The sequence below is a fragment of the Shimia sp. MIT1388 genome (genome assembly GCF_047124445.1).
Classification (GTDB): Bacteria; Pseudomonadota; Alphaproteobacteria; order Rhodobacterales; family Rhodobacteraceae; genus Shimia.
On record NZ_CP138921.1, the window covers coordinates 2,257,979 to 2,281,285 of the forward strand.

Genomic DNA, 23,307 nt, shown 5'->3' on the forward strand with positions numbered 1-23,307 from the left:
TATGGAGGAGACAAAAACCACATGTCTGGTGACGGAACTGTCGGCAAAGCCCTTGATGTGCTTGAACAAGTTGCTGCTTTTGAGCGGCCGGTGCGCTTTGGCGAATTGCAGGAAAAAAGTCCTTACCCCAAGGCGACGCTTTATCGATTCCTGCAAACCCTGACCAATCAGGGCATGCTGTCCTATGAGCCAGACCGCCAGACCTATGCCATGGGAATGCGACTGGTACGGCTTGCCCACGCCGCCTGGACCACCAGCTCTTTGGCCCCGATTGCGCGCCCCTATTTGGATCAGCTGTCTGCCGAAACCGGCGAAACCGTTCACCTGGCTCAACTGGATGCATCGCAGGTTCTTTATGTGGACAAGCGCAACGCGGCAAAGCCAGTCGAAATGTACTCCCAAGCGGGCAAAGTAGGCCCCGCGTATTGCACAGGTGTGGGCAAAGCCATGCTGGCCTTTGTCGAAGGTGAAGCGCTTGAGCGCGCCATCGCGCAACAAAGCTTTCATCGCTTCACGCCTGGCACACTGGATTCGCCGGAAAGCCTGCGCGAAGAACTGACCGCCATCCGCGCCCGTGGATACGCTTTTGACCGCGAAGAGCATGAACCCGGCATTGTCTGCATTGCTGTGCCGATTCTGACCAACGGTGGCCGCATGCTGGGAGCGCTCTCTGTGACCGGCCCAACCAGCCGCACATCCCTGGACCAACTTGAACACCTCGCCCCCCGCGTTTTGGAAACTGCAAAACGCATCGGCGAAGAGGCGGAAGCCTGGCGCTTCCCGGAAACGCGACAACAAAAGGTAGAGACAACATGACGGGTGTAACCCTTCAAGGCGCCATCAAGAAGTACGGCGAAACGCAGGTCATTCATGGCATTGATCTGGAGATCGAAGACGGCGAATTCTGCGTATTTGTCGGCCCCTCGGGCTGCGGCAAGTCCACCTTGCTGCGCATGATTGCGGGCCTTGAAGAGACCACCGACGGCCAGATTAATATTGGCCAACGCGATGTGACCCACATGGACCCCGCCAAACGCGGCGTGGCCATGGTGTTTCAGACCTACGCGCTCTACCCGCATATGACGGTGGCAGAGAATATGGGCTTTGGCCTGCGGATGAACGGCCATCCCAAGGCGGAAATCGAAGAAAAGGTGCAAAAAGCCTCTTCGATTCTGAAGCTCGACCAGTATCTCAAGCGCAAACCCAAAGCGCTCTCCGGAGGCCAACGTCAACGTGTTGCTATTGGCCGCGCTATTGTCCGTGGCCCCGAGGTTTTCTTGTTTGACGAACCACTTTCCAACCTCGACGCCGAATTGCGGGTCGACATGCGCGTCGAAATCGCCCGCCTGCACCAGGAAATTGGCGCCACCATGATCTACGTGACCCACGATCAGGTCGAAGCCATGACCATGGCCGACAAAATTGTGGTGCTGCGGGACGGTCGTGTTGAACAGGTGGGCGCGCCGCTTGACCTCTATCGCGACCCTGACAACCGCTTTGTCGCTGGCTTCATCGGCTCGCCGTCAATGAACTTCCTGGAATGTGACGTTGTGGACGGCAAGCTGGTTCACCCCGCCTTCTCCGCACCGCAGGACAGCCCAATCGCCCTGCCAGCGGGCCTCTCCAAAGTCACCGTGGGCGCCCGACCGGAACACATCGAACTGGACCACAAGTCTGACGCGTTGACCATCGACTTGACCGAAGCACTCGGCGGCGTGTCCTACTGCTACCTCGCCGCGCAAGATGGCACGCGCCTGATCGTCGAAGAGCGTGGCGACACCCGCAGCTCCGAAGGCGAAACCGTTGGCCTCTCAATTCCGACCAAACGCCTCTATCTGTTTGATCCTGACACCGGATTGCGTTTGCGCTGATCCAATCACCACTCACGCCAGATCAAACACAAAACGCCCTGCTTTCCTCCGGCAGGGCGTTTTCTTTTGCAGTAGCTTAGAAGAAATCAATCCTCGATCACCCAGTCATCGGCAAAGGCCAGCTCGCCAATCGCCATCCAGGACATACGCACCCGCGCAACGCGGCTGTCGCCCCAGGTGCGAAACACCAGATGGAAGCCTAGGTTGGTCACTTCTTCGGCCACAACTTCAGCCCGGATATTGGCCTGCGGGTCCATATCCCAAAGTGACAGACTCACCTGCACAGACGGGGGCACCCGATATTTGGCGGAGAACTTGATTAGCTTGCGCCGTTCCCGTGTGCCGCTGCCGGTCCACATCTCGCCATCGGTCTCAAAGTCAGAAAACAAGGCTTCATCGCCCTGATCCACACCGACGTAGTTATTTCGTATCCGTTTCATCGTCGGCCAATCTGTAATTCAAATACGTCGCTTTCAAGGCCTTTTCAGCCTGATCAATGCAAAAGGCCCCGCCTGTGTCAGCGGGGCCTCTTAATCTGTGTGATCCGTGTGGGATCAGACCATGTCGTGCATCAGCTGCTCAAGGTCTGCGACAAATTTCTCTGCGCCGTCCTTGTGCTCTTCAGGCGCTTCCGCTGCAGCTTTGCGGGCGTCAGCGATGACGTCCTCAAGATCTGCTTTGGTCACGTCTTCGCCTTTGTGCGCATGCTCTGCGATCACCGAGATCGAGTCCGCTGTGATGTCCGCGAAACCGCGGGTCACAACAAAATCCTTCTCACCGTCTGCGGTCTGAACACGCACCACGCCAGGGCGCAGCGAGGTCAGCAGCGGAGAGTGGCCTGGCATGGCGGTCAAGTCACCTTCCGCACCAGGGATCTTCACGGCAGTTGCCTCAAACGAAGCCAAGCTACGCTCGGGGCTAACCAGATCAAATTGCATCACGTTTGCCATTTCGGGCCTCCTACTAGCGTTTCGATTGTTTGAAATTCTCTGTCTCGTCTGGCGCGTTGAAATCTGTGATTTCAGTGTGCGCCAGGCGAGTCATTTCAAATCGACAACGCTTAAGCCGCTTCAGCAGCCATCTTTTCGGCTTTTGCGATCACTTCCTCGATGCCGCCAACCATGTAGAAGGCTGCCTCAGGCAGGTGGTCGTATTCGCCAGCCACAACGGCTTTGAACGAAGAGATGGTGTCTTCCAGAGGCACCTGAACACCGTCAGAACCGGTGAAGACCTTCGCAACGTCGAACGGCTGGGAGAGGAAACGCTGGATCTTACGCGCACGCGCAACGGTCAGCTTATCTTCTTCAGACAGTTCGTCCATGCCGAGGATGGCGATGATGTCCTGCAGCGACTTGTAGCGCTGGAGGATACCCTGAACGTCGAAGGCCACCTGGTAGTGTTCTTCACCAACAACGGACGGATCCATCAGACGGGAAGAGGAGTCCAGTGGGTCAACCGCTGGGTAGATGCCGAGCTCGGAGATCGCACGGTTCAGAACCGTGGTCGCATCCAAGTGCGCAAAGGTGGTTGCTGGTGCAGGGTCGGTAAGGTCGTCCGCTGGAACATACACAGCCTGGATCGAAGTGATCGAGCCGGACTTTGTGGATGTAATGCGTTCCTGCATCGCGCCCATGTCGGTTGCCAGGGTTGGCTGGTAACCCACCGCGGATGGGATACGACCCAGAAGCGCAGACACCTCGGAACCCGCTTGGGTAAAGCGGAAGATGTTGTCCACGAAGAACAGAACGTCGGTACCGGATTGGTCACGGAACTGTTCCGCCAGGGTCAGACCGGTCAGAGCAACACGGGCACGCGCACCGGGAGGCTCGTTCATCTGGCCGTAAACCAGAGCCACTTGGGACTCTTCGAGGTTGTCTGGCTTAATAACGTTGGATTCGATCATTTCCCAGTACAGGTCGTTACCTTCACGGGTCCGCTCACCAACACCCGCGAACACCGAGTAACCGGAGTGCACTTTTGCGATGTTGTTGATCAGTTCCATGATCAGAACGGTTTTACCCACGCCGGCGCCGCCGAACAGACCAATCTTACCACCTTTGGAGTAAGGCGCGAGAAGGTCGATAACCTTAATACCGGTCACCAGGATTTCGGACTCAGTCGCCTGCTCAGCGAACTCAGGCGCTGGCTGGTGGATGGCGCGGGTTTCTTCCGCAGCCACTGGGCCTTTTTCGTCGATTGGCTCACCAACCACGTTCAGAATACGACCGAGGGTCGCGTTACCAACCGGGATCGAGATCGGAGCGCCAGTGTCTTCCACTGCGGCGCCACGAACCAGACCTTCGGTCGCGTCCATTGCGATGGTACGAACGGTGTTTTCACCAAGGTGCTGGGCAACTTCCAGAACCAGTTTCTTACCATTGTTTTCGGTGTTCAGTGCGTTCAGGATCTCCGGCAGAGAGTCGTCGAACTGCACGTCGACAACAGCGCCGATGACCTGAGTCACCTTACCTTTTGCGTTTGCCATGTTTCGTCTCCGGTTCTTAGAGCGCTTCAGCGCCCGAGATGATTTCAATAAGCTCGTTGGTGATCACAGCCTGACGCGAGCGGTTAAACTCGATGGTCAGCTTGTCGATCATGTCGCCTGCGTTGCGGGTTGCGTTGTCCATTGCGGACATCCGCGCGCCCTGCTCGGAGGCACCGTTTTCCAGCAGCGCTGCAAAGATCTGTGTAGCGACGCCGCGCGGCAGCAGGTCAGCCAAAATGGCCTCTTCGCTGGGCTCGTAGTCATACAGAGTGCTTGCGCCATCCTCTTCTGCCTCAAACGAAGCTGGGATGATCTGCTGTTCGGTTGGGATCTGGCTCACAACGTTCACGAACTTCGCGTAGAAGATCGTGGCCACGTCAAACTCACCCGCGTCAAAGCGTACGAGAATGTCGCGGGCAATGCCCTGAGCGTCATCGTAACCCACGCGCTTGACCTCAGTCAGGTCAACGTGGCCTACAAAGTCATCACCCAAATCACGTTTGATGGCGTCACGGCCCTTCTTGCCAACAGTCAGAACCTTGACGGTTTTGCCTGCGGCTTTCAGTTCCTCAGCCTTCGCACGTGCCAACTTAGCGATGTTTGCGTTGAAACCGCCACACAGACCACGTTCCGCGGTCATCACCACCAACAGGTGGGTCTGATCGCTTCCGGTGCCCGCAAGCAGCTTCGGTGCAGATTCGGAGCCGCCAACCGAGGCCGCGAGCCCAGACAGAACGGCGTTAAACCGTTCTGTGTAAGGGCGCGACTGCTCAGCAGCTTCCTGCGCGCGGCGAAGTTTCGCCGCGGCAACCATCTGCATGGCTTTTGTGATCTTACGAGTGTTTTTCACACTCTCGATCCGGTTTTTTAGGTCCTTCAGACTAGGCATTGTCCGAACCCCTTATGAAAAGTCAGCTGCGAATTCGTCCAGCGCGGCTTTCACTTTGTCTGCGGCGTCACCTTTGATCTTAGGATCTTCGTCGGTGATCCATGCCAACAGGTCGGCCTTCTGGCTGCGCAGGAAGTTCAACAGACCTTCTTCGAAGCGTGCAACGTCGCTCAGCTCGATTTTGTCGAGGTAGCCGTTCACACCTGCGAAGATCACGCAGACGATTTCCGCGTTGGTCAGCGGGGAGTACTGCGGCTGTTTCATCAGCTCGGTCAGACGTGCACCACGGTTCAGCAGCTGCTGGGTTGCGGCGTCAAGGTCGGAACCAAACTGCGCAAACGCAGCCATTTCGCGGTACTGAGCCAGAGACAGCTTAACCGGACCAGCAACCGAAGACATCGCTTTGGTTTGCGCCGAGGAGCCTACACGGGAAACCGACAGACCGGTGTTCACAGCAGGACGGATACCTTGGTAGAACAGTTCGGTTTCCAGGAAGATCTGACCGTCGGTGATGGAGATCACGTTGGTTGGAATAAACGCGGAAACGTCGCCACCTTGGGTTTCAATGATTGGCAGCGCGGTCAGCGAGCCAGCACCGAAGTCCTCGTTCAGCTTCGCGGAACGCTCAAGCAGACGGGAGTGGAGGTAGAAAACGTCACCTGGGTACGCTTCACGGCCTGGTGGGCGGCGCAGCAGCAGGGACATTTGACGGTAAGCAACAGCTTGCTTGGACAGGTCATCATAGATGATCAGTGCGTGCTTGCCGTTGTCACGGAAGTATTCTGCCATCGCGGTCGCGGCGTAAGGCGCGAGGAACTGCAGAGGCGCAGGCTCGGAAGCGGTCGCTGCGACAACAATGGAGTATTCCATTGCGCCGGACTCTTCCAACTTCTTCACCAGCTGTGCAACGGTCGAACGCTTCTGACCAACAGCAACGTACACGCAGTACAGCTTCTTGCTTTCGTCGTCGCCAGCGGCTTCGTTGTAAGACTTCTGGTTCAGGATCGCGTCCAGAGCCACGGCAGACTTACCAGTCTGACGGTCGCCAATGATCAGCTCACGCTGGCCACGGCCGATTGGGATCATCGCGTCAACGGACTTCAGGCCGGTCGCCATTGGCTCGTGAACGGATTTACGTGGGATGATGCCAGGCGCTTTGACGTCTGCAACGCCGCGCTTGTCCGCTTTGATTGGACCTTTGCCGTCCAGCGGGTTGCCCAGACCATCAACAACGCGGCCCAGCAGGCCTTCACCGATTGGCACGTCCACGATGGAGTTGGTGCGCTTTACAGTATCGCCTTCTTTGATGTCACGGTCAGAACCGAAGATAACGACACCAACGTTGTCGTTCTCAAGGTTCAGCGCCATGCCTTGAATACCACCAGGGAATTCAACCATCTCACCGGCTTGAACGTTGTCCAGACCGTAGACGCGCGCAATACCGTCACCGACGGAAAGCACACGGCCGACTTCGGCCACTTCGGCCTCTTGGCCAAAGTTTTTAATCTGCTCCTTAAGGATCGCAGAGATTTCGGCTGCTTGGATACCCATTATCCGACCTCTTTCATTGCATTCTGGAGGGAAGCAAGCTTGGAGCGGATCGACGTGTCGATCATCTTCGAGCCCACTTTAACTACAAGACCGCCCACGAGGCTCTCGTCGACGGTCGCGTTGATTTTGACGTCTTTGCCCACGCGTGCTGCCAGCGTTTTCGCCAGCTTGTCGCTCTGGGTTTTGGTCAAAGCTTTGGCGGTGGTGACATCAGCAGTCACTTCGCCTTTGTTCTCGGCAATCATTGCCTGCAGTTGCTCGATCAGCTGTGGCAGAACAAACAGGCGGCGTTTTTCAGCCATCAAGCCCAGTACGTTTACGAGAACGTCCTGCACACCCATTTTCTTTGCCACTGCGGAAATCGCAGCACCTTGCTCTTCGCGGCTGATCAGCGGCGAATTGATCAGATCAACAAGCTCAGGGCTGTCGGCAAGTGCCGCGCCCAGACCGTCGATGCTGGTTTCCAATTCGCTCAGCGCATTGTTCTCTTGTGCGATCTCAAAGACCGCGGCGGCATAGCGTTCTGCAATGCCGGAGGAGATCGAAGCTGGTTCGGACACGTCCACCCTTCCGCTTGCTGGCCTCACGTTCGGCATACAATTGTATGCATCGCGCAAGGACGTTTCATTACCTCGGGACTAACGAGGCGTTAAAATCCGTCGCGGGTGTAGCAGAGGCTTGCTCAGCTAGCAACATTGTTTGCTGTATTCGCGTTGCGCGGGAAACCCCTATTTTTAAAGGGGTTGCGGCAAGTGCGACCCTTTGCCTGTTAACTCTGGGTCAAAAAGTGTTTCCCAAACATCCGTTTTTCTCGAATCCCGGCTGCAAAATGAACCTGACAAAAACCTGACGTAGAGACAATTTTTCCTACTTCAAGCCCATCAACCACCGCTTTGTCCCGTCCAAACCGCCCTTCGTCAACACATTCTCAATGCTCATCGGCCCTTATGAAGCGGTGGGGGTCTAGGACCTGATTCTAAGTGTGGGGACATTATGGGACCATTAATTCTATTGTCGTTGCTGGGCCTCGGCGCAGCCACCGCTTTTGTCGACGTGGGTGAGGACGAAGTGGGCGAAGATCCGGTCCGGGACAACACCGATTCCGAAACCGACGAGATGCAATCCGAAGCACAGCAGGCCGCCAATCTGGTGGAGATGCTGGGCACACCGGAAACCGGCGACACCGAAACGCTGGAAGACCCTGAGCTCTCAGATGACGCGGCACAACTGGACGGCCCCACCCTCTATGGCACAGAGGACAGCGACACGCTCTACGCTCGCGGCGAAGAAAACATCGACGCCGGCGCAGGCGACGACACTCTGAAATCCTTTGGCGACGGCATGATCCTTGGCGGCGAAGGCAACGACGTCTTCACCCTGGGCGGTGAGGCCGAGGGCTTTGGCGGCGACGGCGAAGACTACATGCATATCTCCGACGCGGCCTCCGGCTTTGGCGGTGACGGGGACGACACCTTTTTCCTGAAGCACAACAACTCGGCTGACGACGGCGCGGCAACCGCAGACGGCGGTGACGGCGACGACACCTTCATTATGAAACCGCTGACCGGCATGCCCGAAGAAACCGTGTCCCACATCCTGACCGGCGGCGAAGGCGCAGACGTCTACGCCTTTGACATCGACAGCGCGACAGCAATCCGCGACGGCGACGAAGAGGACAACCAGATCATCGCCACCATCACGGACTTCGACCCTGACGAAGACATGCTGCTGCTCGACATCGGCGCCAAGCCAAGCTTTGACGACGTGGACGAACTGCCAACACCCGAGGTCACCACCACCGAAGATCCGGACGGCGGCTATGTCGATGTACACTTTAGCTGGACCAACCCGCTAAACGAAGACAACGTCGAAACCCGCACGGTCCGTCTGGAAGGGCTTACGGAGTTTGACACCAGCGATGTGCAACTGACCAGCATGTTTGATCCGGACAGCCAGCACAATGAAACGGACACTGGCGACGCTGACTCCCACCGCGTCTTTGGCCTGACGCCAACGGAAGGCAGCGATGACGCTGACGACCTGACGCTCAGCGAGAATTCCGCCACGGTTCTGAAAGACGGCGATGACAGTGTTGAGATCACCGATGGCTCCCATCTGGTCTACGGCGGAGAAGGCAATGACAGCATCGAGGTCACCGAAGCCAATGACGGCGTCACGCAGCTGTTTGGTGGCGAAGGCGATGACGTGCTGACCGCTGATCTCGTGCAAAACAACGACACCGCGCTGATCGGTGGTAATGGCGACGACACCATCACCTTTGGCATGGGCCACTATGTCGAAGGTGGCGAAGGCAATGATACGCTGGTCTTGAACCTGCATGAAAACGCCATGGAGCAAGGTCCAGCCGTGCTCAAACAGCTCACCGGCAACCACCTGACCATCAACATCCCAGCGGATATGGAAGGTGACGTGGATGTGGTGAACCACACCTACAGCAACGGCTTTGAGGTGGCCTATTCCGAGATCTTTGTGGGCAACGTCTGTGTCCTCAAGATCATGGAAGAGGATTTTGACACCGGCGTTGGCATCGCAGAGGAAGATCCGCGCCTGGAAATCCTGCGCGCCGCATAAGTCTTGCCCTAGGCAGGAGCCACCTCCGGCTTGGGGTTCAACACACTCAATGGTTTTTTCACGCGCGCTGACACGCCTGGTCCCGTTGGCGCGTGCACACGCTTGCTCGCCTCCACAATCAGCACCCCGCCCGCCATCACCGGCGAGACGGTTTTGCCAATGCTTTCCCAAAGCGCGCCAGTCTTTCTCCAAAACCGCTTGTGGCTCGGCGGCTGATACAGGGTCGCGCGATGGCGCTCCGGCATAAACCCATGCTGACGCAGCTGCGTTTCCAACTGGCCTGCCGAATACGGGCGGCCAAAGCCAAATGGCGTCTTATCACTGCTAGACCACATGCCTGTGCGATGCGGCACCACAAACAGCGCTCGCCCCCCAGGCCCAAGCACCCGATGTGCCTCGGCCAACACATCACTGGGCCGCTCGCTGGTTTCCAACCCGTGCATCAGCACCAGCCGGTCCACGCGCCCGGTGTCCAGCGGCCAAAGCGTTTCTTCACAGAGCACCGACACATTCGCCATCCCGGCAGGCCAAGGCATCACGCCCTGCGGCCCCGGCATCAGGCCGATCACCCGCCGCGCTTCTGGCAAATAGGGCCGCAATAGCGGCACGGCAAAGCCAAACCCGGCCACGGTTTGTCCTTTGGCCTCGGCAACAGGCCAAAGCTCCAGGATCTCGTCACGCACAGCTTTCTGGGCCGCGCGCCCCAAGGTGCTGCGGTAGTAGAAGTTTCGAAGATCCTGCACATCAAGATGCATTGCACCCGGCTCCCCGATCGGCAAATCTAGAGCTAACATAACAATGCAGAGGCGGATTTCCATGCCCCATCAGATTGTCACCATTCCTTGCCTGTCCGACAACTACGCGTTTCTCATCCATGATGCCGCCTCCGGCGCCACCGCCCTTGTCGATGCGCCTGAGCCCGGTCCCATTCTGGAAGAGCTCAAGGCGCGCGGCTGGACACTCAGCTACGTCTTGTTGACCCACCACCATTGGGACCACGTTGACGGCCTGCCCGACATCCTTGCCGCCCATCCCGCCAAAGTGATTGGCGCCAAAGCAGATGCGCACCGGCTGCCCGCGCTCGACCTGGCTGTCAGTGAGGGCGAGACTTTCGACTTTGCCGGCGAAACCGTCTCTATCCTTAACGTGTCCGGCCACACAGTGGGCCACATAGCTTTCCACTTCCCCGACACCGCCGCCGTCTTTACCGGCGACAGCCTGATGGCCATGGGCTGTGGTCGCCTGTTTGAAGGCAGCCCGGCGCAAATGTTTGACAGCCTCAGCAAGCTCGCCGCGCTACCGGACGCCACCACTGTCTGCTCCGGCCACGAATACACCGCCTCCAACTGCACCTTCGCCGCATCCCTCGGGGAAGACAACGCCGCCGTGGCGCAACGCATCGCCGATACCTCCGACATGCGCGCCAAAGGCATCGCCACCGTGCCGTCTAATCTGGGTTTGGAAAAACAAACCAACCCGTTCCTCCGCAGCGCAGATCCCGCCTTGCAAAAGGCCCTCGGCATGGTAGGGGCCGCGCCCGTGGACGTCTTCACCGAAGTCCGCAAACGCAAAGACAACTTTTAATCCGACACCTTCAGGCGGGCGTAAACCCTTTACACACTTGCCCAACGGGACGGCGGCTCACGAGAGAGTGACCCAACCAGAGGCTGAATAGAGCGAAATCTGTATCAAATTTTGCAGAAAGTCCTTGAAGACCGCCGTCAATCGACCAAACTTTAACCATAAGACCCTATGGTGAAGGCAGGCCCACCCGCCTTCATCGAAACCCGGAGGGAGCAGTCACACCGTGCCGTCATTTTCGAACTCACTAGAACAAGCCATCCACGCCGCGCTCGCGCAGGCCAACCAGCGCAAGCATGAGTTTGCCACGCTGGAGCACTTGCTCCTGTCGCTGCTGGATGAGCCCGATGCCCTGCGCGTGATGCAGGCTTGTGGCGTGAACATCGACGAATTACGCAAGGACCTTGAAGACTTCATTGACGATGACCTGTCCAACCTGGTCACCGACATCGAAGGCTCCGAAGCCGTGCCAACGGCTGCGTTCCAGCGCGTGATCCAACGCGCCGCGATCCACGTTCAAAGCTCCGGCCGCACCGAAGTGACCGGTGCCAATGTGCTGGTTGCGATCTTTGCCGAACGGGAATCCAACGCCGCCTACTTCCTGCAAGAACAGGACATGACCCGGTATGACGCGGTGAACTTCATCGCGCACGGCGTGGCGAAAGACCCGGCCTTTGGCGAGGCCCGCCCTGTGAGCGGCGCGGACGATGAGCAAGAACAACGCATCGAAGGCACCGCCGACGGCGGCGATGGCAAAGAAAGCGCGCTGGCCAAATACTGCGTTGATCTGAACGTGAAAGCCAACAAAGGCGACGTGGACCCACTGATCGGTCGCGATCACGAGGTCGAGCGTTGTATCCAGGTCCTCTGCCGACGCCGCAAGAACAACCCGCTTTTGGTGGGTGATCCGGGCGTGGGCAAAACCGCCATTGCCGAAGGTCTGGCCCGTAAGATTGTTCAGGGCGAAATCCCTGAGGTTCTGAGCCAGACAACCATCTATTCGCTCGACATGGGCGCACTGCTTGCTGGCACCCGTTATCGTGGTGATTTCGAAGAACGCCTGAAAGCCGTGGTGACCGAGTTGGAAGATCATCCGGATGCAGTTCTGTTCATCGATGAAATCCACACCGTGATTGGCGCCGGCGCCACTTCCGGCGGCGCGATGGACGCGTCCAACTTGCTGAAACCTGCACTTCAGGGCGGCAAGCTGCGCACCATGGGTTCCACGACTTACAAAGAGTTCCGCCAACACTTTGAGAAAGACCGCGCCCTGTCCCGTCGTTTCCAGAAAATCGACGTGAACGAGCCTACCGTGCCGGACAGCATCAAGATCCTCAAAGGTCTGAAAGAGTATTTTGAAGAGCATCACAGCGTGAAATACACCGCCGATGCGATCAAAACCGCCGTGGAGCTCTCCGCGCGCTACATCAACGACCGCAAACTGCCGGACAAAGCCATCGACGTAATCGACGAAGCTGGCGCCGCGCAGCATCTCGTGGCCGCTTCCAAGCGCCGCAAAACCATTGGTGTGAAAGAGATTGAGGCCGTTGTGGCCAAAATCGCGCGCATCCCGCCAAAAAGCGTCTCCAAAGACGACGCCGAGGTGCTCAAGGATCTGGAAAAATCCCTCAAGCGCGTGGTGTTTGGTCAGGACAACGCCATCGAGTCGCTCAGCTCCGCCATCAAACTGGCCCGTGCCGGTCTGCGCGAGCCTGAGAAGCCCATCGGCAACTACCTCTTCGCCGGTCCAACCGGTGTGGGCAAAACCGAGGTGGCGAAACAGCTGGCGGACACGCTGGGTGTGGAACTTCTGCGCTTTGACATGTCTGAGTACATGGAGAAGCACGCTGTCTCCCGCCTGATCGGTGCCCCTCCCGGCTACGTCGGATTTGACCAAGGCGGTCTGCTCACCGACGGCGTGGATCAGCATCCGCACTGTGTGCTGCTGCTTGACGAGATGGAGAAAGCCCACCCAGACGTCTACAACATCCTGTTGCAGGTGATGGACAACGGCGAGCTGACCGATCACAACGGCCGCACCGTGAGCTTCCGCAACGTGGTTCTGATCATGACCTCCAACGCGGGTGCGTCCGAGCAAGCGAAAGCCGCGATTGGCTTTGGACGCGACCGCCGCGAGGGTGAAGACACCGCCGCGATTGAGCGCACGTTCACGCCGGAATTCCGCAACCGTCTGGACGCGGTGATCTCCTTTGCGCCTCTGCCCAAAGAAGTCATCCTGCGCGTGGTCGAGAAGTTTGTGCTGCAGCTTGAGGCGCAGCTGATGGATCGCAACGTGACCATCGAGCTGACACCAAAAGCCGCACAGTGGCTCGCAGACAAGGGTTACGACGACAAGATGGGCGCCCGCCCGCTTGGCCGGGTGATCCAGGAGCACATCAAAAAGCCGCTCGCCGAAGAGCTACTGTTTGGCAAGCTTGCGAAAGGTGGCGTGGTCAAGGTGAAGGTCAAAAACGGCAATCTGGAGCTGGATCTGGCTGGCCCGGACAACCCACGCATCACCGGCGACAAGCCACCGCTTCTGACGGCGGACTGATGCTCAAACAGAGCTTCGTACTGATCGGCGCGCTCGCAGCTTTCCCGGCTGCGGGCGCGCCAACGTTTTCGATGCCGGTGGACTGCGAGTTGGGTGAAACCTGCTTCATTCAGAACTATGTCGACCACAACGAAGGTGACGGCTACTTCGACCACACCTGCGGCCCGCTCTCCTATGATGGCCACAAAGGCACCGACTTTGCCCTGCCCTCCACCGACGCGATGGACGTTGGTGTGAACGTCTTGGCGGCAGCCGATGGCGTTGTGCTGGGCGCCCGCGACGGCATGGTCGACAAGATCATCGCCCCCGAAGACATCCCCAAACTCAACGGCAAAGACTGCGGCAATGGCGTCTCCATCGACCACGGCAACGGCTGGGTCAGCCAGTATTGCCATATGAAACAGGGCTCTGTGTCGGTCTCCCAAGGTGACACGATCACCCGAGGACAGGTGCTTGGGCAAATCGGGCTCTCCGGCCGCACGCAATTCCCGCACCTGCACATCTCCATCCGCGACGGCAACCGCGTAGTGGACCCCTTTGCGCCAGACCGTTTAGGCGTCTGCGGCGAGAGTTACGACACGCTGTGGGAGAGCGACATTTCCTATGTTGGCGGCGGGCTAATCCGCGCGGGCTTTGAAGTCGGGGTACCCAAGTTTGCCTCCGTAAAATCCGGCATGGCAGGCCGCGACCGCATGCCGGCACAAGCCAAGGCCATGGTGTTGTTTGGCTACGCCTTTGGCAGCCTGCCCAACGACGAAATGCGACTTTCAATAACCGGCCCGCAAGGCAAAGTGTTTGACCACACCACGGTGATGGAGAAAGCACAGGCGCAGTACTTCCGCGCTGGCGGCAAACGCACGCCCATGGGCGGCTGGCCCAAAGGAACCTACCACGGCGAAGTCACCATCACCCGCGATGGCGCCCAACTCGACCATCAGACCATCACCCTGACAGTCGAATAAAGCGCCTATTTCTCGGTGAACTTAAGCTCGATCCGGCGGTTGCGCGCCCGCGCCTCTGCAGTATCGGCGGGATCAACCGGCTGATACTGACCAAACCCATTGGCCGAGAGCCGCGCGGGTGGCAGGCCCAGCACGTCGATCATATAGCGCACCACTGACAATGCCCGCGCCTGGCTCAGCTCCCAGTTGTCCGCAAAAGCTCCGCCGTAAATCGGCACGTCATCCGTGTGGCCATCCACCCGCAAGATCCAATCAATATTGCTCGGAATGTCGTCAATCACGCTCTGCAGGATGCCCGCCACCTTGGCGACTTCCGCCTGCCCTTCAAACGACAGGTCCGCCCCTCCAGGCGGGAACAGCACTTCAGAGGAGAACACAAAGCGGTCGCCAACAATGCGCACCCCTTCTTGCGCGCCCAGCAGACTTCGCAACTGCCCAAAGAATTCAGACCGGTATTGCTCCAAGTCTTTGGTCTGGTTTTCCAGCGCGATCTTTTCCTGCTCCAGCCGGATGCGCTCCGCCTCTTCCAACAGCCGCCGTTTGCGCTCTTCTGCCGCCGCCCGTGCAAGCGCCGCGTTCAGGTCCGAGCCCAACGCCTCCAGCTGCACCTGCGACGCAGCATCGCGCTCCGCGTAATCGTCCAGAATGGTCTGCAGTTGTCCCAACTGATTGCGCAGCGCCGCGATTTGCTGGTTCAGCGCTGCAATCTGGCGCAGGCTCTCGGCCGATTTGGCCTCTTCTTCTGACAGCGCCTTATTGGCCTCAGCCAGCAACGCATCCCGCCGCTCCGCTTCGGTCAGAGCCTCTGCCTGCGCATTCTCCGCCGCCTTCTGCGCCGCCAGCGCCTTGGCCAGTTCCTCTTCCACATTCAGCGTGTCGCGCAACTTCTGCTCCGCCGCGAGTTTCGCCGCCAAAGCCGTGGCCAGACGTTCCCGCAGGGACGAACCGCCCTCTGCCGCCTCAACCTGCGCCGCAACCGCCGCCGCAAGCTGCTCTTCCAGATCCGCCACTTGCAGCGCCAGACCGTCCGCCTTCGCCGCCGCTTCAGCCCCCTCGGTCTCCGCCGCCAACTTGGCCGCCAAAGCTTTCGTTAGCTGCGCTTCAAGCTCCTGCAAATCGGACCGCCGCTCACCGACCTGTGCCTCCGCCGTTGCCCGCGCAGCCACTTCGGCCACCAACTGGCTCTGCAACTCGCTCACCGTGCGCCGGTTTTCTTCAAGCCCCAGCAGTGCCGCCGCCAGCTCTGCCTTGACCGAGGCCAGCTCGCCTTCGCGGGTCTCAAGCTCGGTCTCTACCGTCGCCAGTTTCAGCACGGTGTCAGCCAAATCCGCATCCACGTTCTGCCCTTCAACGAGCGCCGCCGCCAGCTTCAGGTCCAGATCATCCCGCGCCGCCTCCGCCGCCGCCAACAAGGTCAGCGTATCCTCGGCCTCCTTGCGCTGCGCCTCAAGCGCCAGCGTCATCGCCGTCAGCTCCGCATCCGCGTTTTCAAGCCGCTTGCGAAGCTCTTCTGCCGCCGCCGCCTCCAACAGACGCCGCTGCTCTTCTTCGGTCAACGCTTTGTCCAACTGATCGGCCTTGGCCGTCAGCGCATCAACCTGCAACTGCCCTTCGGCCACCTCGGTCTGCAGGCTGTCAATCAACGCCTGCATCGCGTCAGCTTCCGCCGCCGCCAGACGCGCCGCCTCCGCGCCCGCATCAATCTCGCTACGCGCTTGTGCCAACGCCAGGTTCAACGCCTCGCGCTCATCAATCAGCGTGTCACGTTCGCCTTCCAGCGCGGCAATATCGGCCCGCGCGTCATCCCGCTGCGCCAACAAGGTTGCCACCTGCGCCTCAAAGCTGGTGATCTGCGCCCGCGCCGCATCCAAGGCCGCCGCCTGTGCATCTCGCGTCGCCGTCAAGGCCGAGATAAGCGCATCTTGCTCACGCAACTGCGTATCGCGATCCCCCAAGGTGGCTGTCAGCCCGCCAATCTCGGTTTCAAGCTCCCGAGTGCGCGTGCGCTCCAACCCCAAGGCGTCCGCCAAGGCCGCCACCTCGGATTGCAGTGCATTCAACTCGGTGTCTTTTTCGGTGATGGTCTCTGACAGTACAAACTGCACGATCATAAAGATCGTCAAAACAAACATCAGAACCAGCAATAGCCCGGTCATGGCGTCCACAAACCCGGGCCAAATGCTGGCTTGGAACCGTTGTCCGGTGCGTCGGGACAGGGCCATGGCTTAGCCCTCCCTGCCGCCCTTAGGCGCTGGTGGGCGTTTCAATTGCACCTTGGTGACAGGGCCAGCGCTCTCGCCTTCCGCTGCTTTGCCAATCCGGCGCAGCGCGCGGGCGATGCCATTCAACTCGGTGCGCAGCTCGGTCATGCTTTCCTGACGACCGGCAGAAATCTCTTCCAGAATGCGCAGCATCTGTACGTCAATAGAGCGCAGCCGCATCCGGCTCTCCGCATCCATACCCCCGTCCAGTCCGCCGCCATCAGACAGCTGCGCAATCAAACGCTCCTGCCCCTCGGCAATGCGCAACAGTGCCTGCGTTGCTGTGTCCTGTGCGTCTAGCCGATCGGCCATACGGTGCATGGCTTCCGACAAGGCTGCCGTGTCACCACCACCCTGCGCAGTCCCTCCAGCCACCATGGTCTGGCGCAACTGTTCCAACTGTCCGGACATATGCTCAAACGCCGCGCCCAGCACCGAAATATCGCCACCCTCACCTTCGCCAGTGGAGAAACCCACCCGCGTGATCGAGCTCAGCCATTCTTCCAACTCACGGTAAAACCGGTTCTGCCCGTGGCTGGCAAACAACTCCAACAGGCCCACCACCAGCGAGCCGGCGAGCCCCAACAGGGATGACGCAAAGGCCACGCCCATGCCGCCCAACTGGCTTTCCAATCCGTCCATCAGGCGGCTCACCACGTCGATGCTGGACTCACCCGAGCCCAAATCAAGGCTCTTAATGGTGTCCACCACCGCTGGCACCGTGGTTGCCAGGCCGTAGAAGGTGCCCAGAAGACCAAGGAAGATCAGCAAGTTTACGATGTAGCGCGTGATCTCGCGGCCTTCGTCCACCCGTGTGGCCACAGAATCCAAAATCGAACTCGCCGACGTGGAGGAAATCTGCCCATGCGCCCCGCGCTCACGCAGCAGGCTCGCCAGCGGCGCCAAAAGAGTCGGCGGCGAGTTGGCGTCATGCCCTTCACGCAACCCCGCAAAACCTTCGATCCAACGCACGGACCGGAACAGGGACAGCACCTGACCAAAGGTCGCTGCCACACCCAGCACAAACACAAAAAAGATGAAGCCATTCAGCTCCGGGTTTGCGGTGAACACCGGCAAAACCTGCGGCAGGGCAACATAGCCCACAGCAGTCACAAGCCCCAAGACGACCAGCATCTGCAGAATCTGGAAGGTGGGCTTAGAGAATTTCGGCTCGACGGTACGGTCCGGCTGATCCATTCAGATGGGTCCTGACGCTTTGTTTTTCAGTGCTCACCCTACTGCCATGTCCCTGCGCTGCCAAGGAATTTCACCGCACCTGCCTTGGCGACGCTTACGCAGCGGTCAATCTGCGCACTTCTTGAGACAGCCACTTCAGATCCGCATCTTCTATGCCCAGTTCAAAAAGATGGCTGGCCGTGTTGTGCAGATATTCTGTGTTAGGCCCACGCCCGCCCACGGCGGTGGAGATAATCCGCGCCTGCTCATCTAGTGACAGGTGGCAATACTGCGCGTGATCAGGGTCAATCACATAGGTCACCGCCTCCACATCACGCCCGTCGCGCAGGGTCAACGGGAGGGTTTCTTCCAGATAAGCCGAACTCACCAATTCCCGCTCCCGCAGGTAGTCCAACGTGCGCGCCTCATGCCCCTCGGCGACTTTCAGCGCCAGCCCCTGACAATGCGCGCCCACTTCGGCATCCAAGGCCAAAACCAACCCAGGCGCTTCAACCGTGCCGCGATGGTGGATCGAACGCATACAGAAACTCCGGTGCCAGCCGTCCAACCGCGCCACCGCCTGTTCTGCCACCTCAAATCCGGGGTTCCACAAAAGCGATCCGTATCCAAATACCCACATAGTCTGCCTCTGGTCCTGCTGGCTTTGCGCCGTTAAACACCAAACCGACTCTGTGAGAAAGGCCCAAGCCATGATGAAATTGCTGTTTCGACTGATCGTTCTGGCCGCGTTTGGCTGGTCCGGCTTCTGGCTGTTTGGCTACATGGCGCTCTCTTCTGCATTGCCAGACTGGTTCGAGGACCGTCGCGCCGAAGGCTGGGTCGCAGAATATGATGATCTCTCGGTCTCCGGCCTCCCCAGCCGGTTGGACAGCACCTTTGAAAACCTCACGCTAGCGGACCCGCAAACCGGCGTCGCTTGGGATGCGCCGTTTTTCAACATGCATGCACTCACATACCGCCCCCACCACGTGATTGCGGTCTGGCCAGACAGCCAAACCCTCGCCATTCCCGGCGAAAAGCTCACGGTGACCACCGGTGACATGCGCGCCTCGCTTGTGCTTGATCCCGGCACCGATCTCACACTCAACCGCACCAATGTCGCCATCGAAAGCCTTGGCATCAGTTCCAGTGCCGACTGGCAAATGGCGGCCAGCGCGGTGAACCTTGCCATGCACCGCGACGAAAGTGACGCCACCACCTATCGCCTCGCCTTCAAAGCTGACTCGCTCACACCGCCCGCAGGCTTTGCCCTGCCCGACGGCATTGACCTGCCGCGCAACTTCTCCAGCTTCCGCGCTGATCTGACTGCCAGTTTTGACCGCCCTTGGGACCGCACAGCCATCGAACAGTCCCGGCCCCAACCAACGACGCTTGATCTCACACTGGCGGAAATCATCTGGGGTGACCTACAACTGCACGCTGCGGGTCAGGTCACCATCGACAATTCCGGCTTTCCGACCGGCGAGGTCACCATTCGTGCGGTTAACTGGCGCGATATTCTCAACGTCGCCCGCCACTCCGGCCAAATTCCGGCGTCGGTGATTGATACAGTGGAGCAGGCCCTCGGCTTCATCGCCCAACTGTCTGGCAACGCGAACGAACTCGACATTCCGCTCACCTTTGCAAACGGTGCCACCAAGCTTGGCCCGCTGCCCATCGGCCCGGCCCCGCGGATTTTTCTGCGCTAGGCGGGTAGCTTATCGACAGTAGGCACCGCCGCGATGTTTCGCGGTGTCAAAGTGGAAGTGATCTCGGTGATAACGGTCCGCATTCGGGCCAAGCACCGTGCCAAACGGCCCACAGGCCTGTTTGTGCATCTTCTTCAGAATGCGGCCCTTTTTGCCGTTGTTCCAGTCTTTCAGGACCGAAATACTCTCGCCGTTTTTGAGCCTGATGGCAGAGATATCAATCGCCTTGCCTTTGCCATGCTCACTGATCTTGGCACCGGGGCGGTTGTTGCGCGTACGACAGGAATACCCCGCCGCCACTTTGATCTCTTTTGCACCGCCACCAAAGCTGCGCACGGATTTCTTGAGTCCCTTGTCGACCCATTTCTCCAGCGCCTTGGCTGTGTCACAGGTCATCACCGCCGGGGTAGACAGTTTCACGCCATCCACTTCGTAAAGCTTGATCGCGCCCTTTTTGATGCCACAGCCGCGCAGCTTGCCAGGCACCGGCGGCACCTCTTTGCCAATCAGGCGCTTGTTGCGACAGACTTTGCCAATGCCCGCTGCCTTACGCGCTTTGCGCTCTGCGCGTGTCACACGCACCGGCTCCGGGTCGGCCGTCTCGATGGCCGCCGAGGTGGCCGCCGCAGCGGGAGCAACAGCCGCCACGCGTGTCACCGTCGACGCATTGGAACCAGGTCGCAGCATAGGCCGCAAGGATCGATCTGGTGCAAAGCTTGGCAAAGCCACCGGATACACAACCCGCAAGACCGGCCGCAAACTGCGCTCCGGCGCATTGGCCTGCACCGCACTCAAGGCACCGGTGCCAAAGGTTGCGATCAGCGCCAGATATGCCGCCGCGCGCTTCACGTCTTGGGCGCCTCACGGCCAAAGTTCGGCGCGGCCGTATCCTGCCCTGCCTCAATGATCCCACGACGAATTTCGCGCGTGCGGGTAAAATACTGATGCAAATGTTCACCATCGCCGGTGCGGATCGCCCGTTGCAGCGCAAACAACTCTTCGGTGAAGCGCCCCAAAATCTCCAGCGTGGCGTCTTTGTTGGTCAAAAACACATCTCGCCACATGGTTGGATCAGACGCCGCAATCCGGGTGAAATCCCGGAATCCCGCCGCCGAATATTTGATCACTTCGCTATCCGTCACACGGCGCAGATCGTCGGCGACACCGACCATCGTGTAAGCAATCAGGTGGGGTGTGTGGCTGGTCACAGCCAGCACCAGATCGTGGTGGTCCGCATCCATCTCATCCACATTGGCGCCCATGCCTTCCCAGAGCGCGCGCAGCTGCGCCACCGCCTCCGCATCGCTGCCTTCCACCGGCACCAACAGGCACCAACGGTTGTCAAACAACTCGGCAAACCCGCTCTCCGGCCCGGAATGCTCTGTCCCCGCCAAAGGGTGCGCCGGCACAAAATGCACGCCGTCTGGCAAATGCGGTCCAACCGCCTCGATCACATCGCGTTTCACGGAGCCCACATCGGTCACAGTCGCGCCTGCTTTCAGATGTGGCGCAATCTCCTTGGCCACCGGCCCCATCGCGCCCACCGGCACACAGAGCACCACCAGGTCTGCGTCCGCCACAGCCTCTGCCGCGCTGTCACAGACCCGATCACACAGGCCAATGCGCCGCGCCGTTTCCCGAGAGGCTTCCGATTTGGCAAACCCGGTCACTTCGCCGGCCAGTCCACCGCGCTTGATCGCCCAGAACATCGAGGAGGCAATCAACCCCAACCCAATCAGCGCAACGCGGTTGTAGACCGGTGTGCTCATCGCGCGCCGTCCTTGAACTGGCCAATCGCATGCGCCACCCGACGACAGCTTGGCTCATCCCCTACGGTGATCCGCAGACAATTTGGCAGGCCATAGCCCGCCACACGCCGCACAATCAGCCCTTGGGATTTCAGATAGTCATCGCAGGCTTCTGCTTCCGCCTGATCGGCAAACCGCGCCAGAATGAAGTTGGTGCAAGAGGTGTCAGACGGCACACCGTGCTCCATCAGCGCCTCTGCCAGCCAAGCCCGCAAACGTGTGTTGTCCGCCCGGCACTTTGCGACCCATTCCTGGTCGCGCACAGCAGCCATCGCCAGCTTCATCTGGATGTCATTCAGGTTAAACGGCTGACGCACCCGGTTGAGCACATCGATGATCGCCTGAGGCGCATAGCCCCAGCCGACACGCAACCCGCCAAGACCATAGATCTTGGAGAAGGTCCGCGTCATCACCACGTTGTCCCGCGCTTCCACCAAGCTCGCGCCCCCGTCAAACCCCTGCACATACTCTGTGTAGGCGCCATCATGCACAAGAATACAGCCCTCTGGCAAACCATCGGCCAAACGTGCCAGATCATTGCCACCAATCATGGTGCCGGTTGGGTTGGCCGGGTTGGCCAGAAACACAATTTTGGTTTTCTCGGTGCAGGCCGCCAGCAGGGCATCCACATCCACAACCCGCTCGCGCTCTCTTGCCACAACCGGCGTTGCGCCTACCATCTTGGCGAGGATCGGGTACATGGAGAAGCCGTGTTCAGGGTACACAATCTCGTCGCCCACACCGGCATAGGCCTGGGTGATGAACTGCAAGACTTCGTCACTGCCCACACCACAGATGATGCGGTTGGCGTCCAACCCGTGCACCTCGGCAATCGCGGCGCGCAGCTCGGCGTGGTCGGTGTTGGGATAGCGATGCAGGTTTAACCCCGTTTTGGCATGCATGTCGGTGACCGCGTCACTGCATCCCATCGGGTTTTCGTTTGACGACAGTTTCACAACGTCTTTGACGCCGTCCACTGACGCGCTGCCGCCCACATACAACTCAATATCCATGACACCGGGCTGCGGCTCAATTCGTGACATCACGTTACTCCCTCGTTGCCTGCTGTTTAGCGAGGCACCCGAGGCTTGGAAAGACAGGAAGCCGGTGACGCGGGGAATTGCCTCAACAAAACCCCTCAGGCTGTTGCAAACGGGCGTCACGTAGACAAAATGTCCACCCTACACCCAAGCGCACCGTCGGCGGCATGCCTGGCACGCCCCGCTTCTTCTTGCCAAAAATATCCCGGAGCGCGAGGCAGCGCCTCGCACCACGCAGCCCACATGGCTGCGCTCCTCCAGCGCACCAAAGGCGCACTGCGACCTTGCCTGCGTCAGGTCCGCATAACAGGCCCGCAAGGCATCTGTCTTATGCGTAGTAATCCACCACGGATTTGGAGCTATCAATGCCCGCCGCATCCAACTTGCTGCGCAGCACCTGCGCAAAGTCGTTGCCACCAGAGGTCTGATAAGACGCCACCGCCGAGCGGATCGCGCTCATCACCGCGCCATCCATTGTCTTCTGCCGCTGCGGCTCATGGCCTTGCAACTGGCTGCGCGCGGCTTCCTGCACCGGCTCCACTTTTTCAGACTTTGGCGCCTCTTTGGGCTCCTGCACCGGCTGCCCGGCGTATTTCGCCAGCGCTGCGTGCAACATCGCGTTCTGCGTTGCGCTCAATCCGGACCACCCTGTGGTCTCTCCTAATATGCCTACCGCTTCTACCATAGCGATGTCTCCTTCTTGCACTTACCCGTGTGAACGGAGCCGCCCCCTAAAGCCGCCGTGCGCGAGGTTCAAAAACCTTGCCATCTTTTTAACGTGCAGACAACCAAACCGCTAAAATTGCTGATAAAATTCTGACTTTCTTA

Annotated in this window: 21 protein-coding genes; 7 read left to right on the plus strand and 14 right to left on the minus strand. The window is 59.3% G+C overall.

What is annotated here, in order from left to right; genetic code table 11:
* Positions 1–21 precede the first annotated feature (21 nt).
* Positions 22–816, plus strand: coding sequence for an IclR family transcriptional regulator (locus SIB92_RS11205; protein ID WP_412552145.1), 795 nt, complete (start codon positions 22–24; stop codon positions 814–816).
* Complete coding sequence (locus SIB92_RS11210) at positions 813–1,871, plus strand: ABC transporter ATP-binding protein (RefSeq protein WP_412552146.1); 1,059 nt, start codon at positions 813–815, stop codon at positions 1,869–1,871. The genes SIB92_RS11205 and SIB92_RS11210 overlap by 4 nt, the downstream gene beginning before the upstream one ends.
* A gap of 86 nt (positions 1,872–1,957) precedes the next feature.
* On the opposite strand, the gene SIB92_RS11215 is transcribed toward SIB92_RS11210, so the two are convergent.
* The 6 genes from SIB92_RS11215 to SIB92_RS11240 all read right to left on the minus strand — a co-directional run bounded on the left by SIB92_RS11215 (position 1,958) and on the right by SIB92_RS11240 (position 7,356).
* On the minus strand, positions 1,958–2,311 hold the full coding sequence (locus tag SIB92_RS11215; protein WP_168591621.1) for an H-type lectin domain-containing protein: 354 nt from the start codon (positions 2,309–2,311) through the stop codon (positions 1,958–1,960).
* 114 nt (positions 2,312–2,425) lie between these two features.
* Positions 2,426–2,821 (minus strand): F0F1 ATP synthase subunit epsilon, encoded by a 396-nt coding sequence (locus SIB92_RS11220; protein WP_168591620.1) that lies wholly within the window; start codon positions 2,819–2,821, stop codon positions 2,426–2,428.
* A gap of 110 nt (positions 2,822–2,931) precedes the next feature.
* Positions 2,932–4,356, minus strand: a complete 1,425-nt coding sequence (gene atpD, locus SIB92_RS11225) for a F0F1 ATP synthase subunit beta (protein WP_412552147.1) — start codon at positions 4,354–4,356, stop codon at positions 2,932–2,934.
* A gap of 16 nt (positions 4,357–4,372) precedes the next feature.
* Positions 4,373–5,245 (minus strand): F0F1 ATP synthase subunit gamma, encoded by an 873-nt coding sequence (locus SIB92_RS11230; RefSeq protein ID WP_412552148.1) that lies wholly within the window; start codon positions 5,243–5,245, stop codon positions 4,373–4,375.
* Between the two features lie 12 nt (positions 5,246–5,257).
* Entirely contained in the window at positions 5,258–6,796 is a 1,539-nt protein-coding gene (gene atpA, locus SIB92_RS11235) for a F0F1 ATP synthase subunit alpha (protein ID WP_168591617.1), read from the minus strand.
* The gene (locus tag SIB92_RS11240; protein WP_168591616.1) at positions 6,796–7,356 is read right to left on the minus strand and encodes a F0F1 ATP synthase subunit delta; all 561 of its coding nucleotides are present in this window, start codon (positions 7,354–7,356) and stop codon (positions 6,796–6,798) included. Before SIB92_RS11240 ends, atpA begins: the two co-directional genes overlap by 1 nt.
* A 433-nt stretch (positions 7,357–7,789) precedes the next feature.
* Between SIB92_RS11240 and SIB92_RS11245 the strand changes: the two genes are divergently transcribed.
* Positions 7,790–9,388 carry a hypothetical protein gene (locus tag SIB92_RS11245; protein ID WP_412552149.1) on the plus strand — a complete coding sequence of 533 codons (1,599 nt, stop codon included), beginning with the start codon at positions 7,790–7,792 and terminating at the stop codon, positions 9,386–9,388.
* A gap of 8 nt (positions 9,389–9,396) precedes the next feature.
* Here the strand turns inward: SIB92_RS11245 and SIB92_RS11250 are convergent, their stop codons facing one another.
* Complete coding sequence (locus SIB92_RS11250) at positions 9,397–10,143, minus strand: methyltransferase domain-containing protein (protein ID WP_168591614.1); 747 nt, start codon at positions 10,141–10,143, stop codon at positions 9,397–9,399.
* A 61-nt stretch (positions 10,144–10,204) separates the two neighbouring features.
* Here SIB92_RS11250 and gloB point away from each other — a divergent pair, with 61 nt between their 5' ends.
* The 3 genes from gloB (at position 10,205) to SIB92_RS11265 (ending at position 14,485) form a co-directional block, all read left to right on the plus strand.
* Positions 10,205–10,972, plus strand: coding sequence for a hydroxyacylglutathione hydrolase (gloB, locus tag SIB92_RS11255; protein WP_412552150.1), 768 nt, complete (start codon positions 10,205–10,207; stop codon positions 10,970–10,972).
* 223 nt (positions 10,973–11,195) lie between these two features.
* Positions 11,196–13,523, plus strand: coding sequence for an ATP-dependent Clp protease ATP-binding subunit ClpA (gene clpA / locus SIB92_RS11260; RefSeq protein ID WP_168591612.1), 2,328 nt, complete (start codon positions 11,196–11,198; stop codon positions 13,521–13,523).
* Positions 13,523–14,485 carry a M23 family metallopeptidase gene (locus tag SIB92_RS11265; protein ID WP_412552151.1) on the plus strand — a complete coding sequence of 321 codons (963 nt, stop codon included), beginning with the start codon at positions 13,523–13,525 and terminating at the stop codon, positions 14,483–14,485. Before clpA ends, SIB92_RS11265 begins: the two co-directional genes overlap by 1 nt.
* A gap of 5 nt (positions 14,486–14,490) precedes the next feature.
* On the opposite strand, the gene SIB92_RS11270 is transcribed toward SIB92_RS11265, so the two are convergent.
* From SIB92_RS11270 to SIB92_RS11280, 3 genes are all read right to left on the minus strand, one after another.
* Entirely contained in the window at positions 14,491–16,707 is a 2,217-nt protein-coding gene (locus tag SIB92_RS11270; RefSeq protein ID WP_412552152.1) for a peptidoglycan -binding protein, read from the minus strand.
* 3 nt (positions 16,708–16,710) lie between these two features.
* Complete coding sequence (locus SIB92_RS11275; protein WP_412552153.1) at positions 16,711–17,943, minus strand: biopolymer transporter ExbB; 1,233 nt, start codon at positions 17,941–17,943, stop codon at positions 16,711–16,713.
* Positions 17,944–18,037: 94 nt separating this feature from the next.
* Complete coding sequence (locus SIB92_RS11280; protein ID WP_412552154.1) at positions 18,038–18,562, minus strand: gamma-glutamylcyclotransferase; 525 nt, start codon at positions 18,560–18,562, stop codon at positions 18,038–18,040.
* A 70-nt stretch (positions 18,563–18,632) separates the two neighbouring features.
* Between SIB92_RS11280 and SIB92_RS11285 the strand changes: the two genes are divergently transcribed.
* The gene (locus SIB92_RS11285; RefSeq protein WP_412552155.1) at positions 18,633–19,631 is read left to right on the plus strand and encodes a DUF2125 domain-containing protein; all 999 of its coding nucleotides are present in this window, start codon (positions 18,633–18,635) and stop codon (positions 19,629–19,631) included.
* A gap of 9 nt (positions 19,632–19,640) precedes the next feature.
* Here SIB92_RS11285 and SIB92_RS11290 read toward each other — a convergent pair whose 3' ends face one another.
* The 4 genes from SIB92_RS11290 to SIB92_RS11305 all read right to left on the minus strand — a co-directional run bounded on the left by SIB92_RS11290 (position 19,641) and on the right by SIB92_RS11305 (position 23,164).
* On the minus strand, positions 19,641–20,480 hold the full coding sequence (locus SIB92_RS11290; RefSeq protein ID WP_412552156.1) for an extensin family protein: 840 nt from the start codon (positions 20,478–20,480) through the stop codon (positions 19,641–19,643).
* Complete coding sequence (locus SIB92_RS11295) at positions 20,477–21,400, minus strand: prephenate/arogenate dehydrogenase family protein (protein WP_412552157.1); 924 nt, start codon at positions 21,398–21,400, stop codon at positions 20,477–20,479. The genes SIB92_RS11290 and SIB92_RS11295 overlap by 4 nt, the downstream gene beginning before the upstream one ends.
* Positions 21,397–22,482, minus strand: coding sequence for a histidinol-phosphate transaminase (gene hisC, locus SIB92_RS11300; protein ID WP_412552158.1), 1,086 nt, complete (start codon positions 22,480–22,482; stop codon positions 21,397–21,399). Before hisC ends, SIB92_RS11295 begins: the two co-directional genes overlap by 4 nt.
* Positions 22,483–22,807: 325 nt before the next feature.
* Complete coding sequence (locus SIB92_RS11305) at positions 22,808–23,164, minus strand: hypothetical protein (protein WP_412552159.1); 357 nt, start codon at positions 23,162–23,164, stop codon at positions 22,808–22,810.
* Positions 23,165–23,307: the final 143 nt, after the last annotated feature.